At 76.4% G+C, this 488-nt stretch carries 1 pseudogene; it reads left to right on the top strand.

What is annotated here, in order from left to right:
• Positions 1–488 (top strand): annotated as a pseudogene (locus FV223_RS29730) (MFS transporter); the annotation flags it as partial.

The following is a 488-nucleotide window of genomic DNA, read 5'->3' as shown; positions in this document are numbered from 1 at the left end:
GAGGGCCGGGCCGGGTTCGGGCTGCTGGTGGCGATCGGCATGCTCGACAACGCGGCGCGGCCGGCCTTCCTCATCTACCTGCCGTTCCTGCTCCAGGCGAAGGGGGCGGCGCTCGCGACCGTCGGGATCGCGTTCGCCCTCGTCGCGGTCGGCGGCGCGCTGGGCAAGGCGGCGTTCGGCCGTCTCGGCGCCCGCTTTGGCGTGACGCCGAGCGTGATCGCCACCGAGGCCGGGACGGCGGCGGCGATCCTCGCCGTCGTCGCCCTGCCGCTCGCGCCAGCCATCGCCGTGCTGCCGCTGCTCGGCCTGCTGCTGAACGGCACCTCCTCCGTCCTCTACGGCACGGTGCCGGAGCTCGCGCCGGGCGGGCGCGTCGAGCGCGCCTTCGCCGTGTTCTACACCTGCACCCTCGGCGGCAGCGCGCTGGCGACGCCCCTGCTCTACGGGCCGCTCGGCGATGCGGTCGGGCCCGGCTGGGCGGCCCGTAG

This window comes from Methylobacterium sp. WL116 (assembly GCF_008039455.1).
Classification (GTDB): domain Bacteria; phylum Pseudomonadota; class Alphaproteobacteria; order Rhizobiales; family Beijerinckiaceae; genus Methylobacterium.
This window is presented reverse-complemented; position numbering and strand designations above follow the sequence as displayed.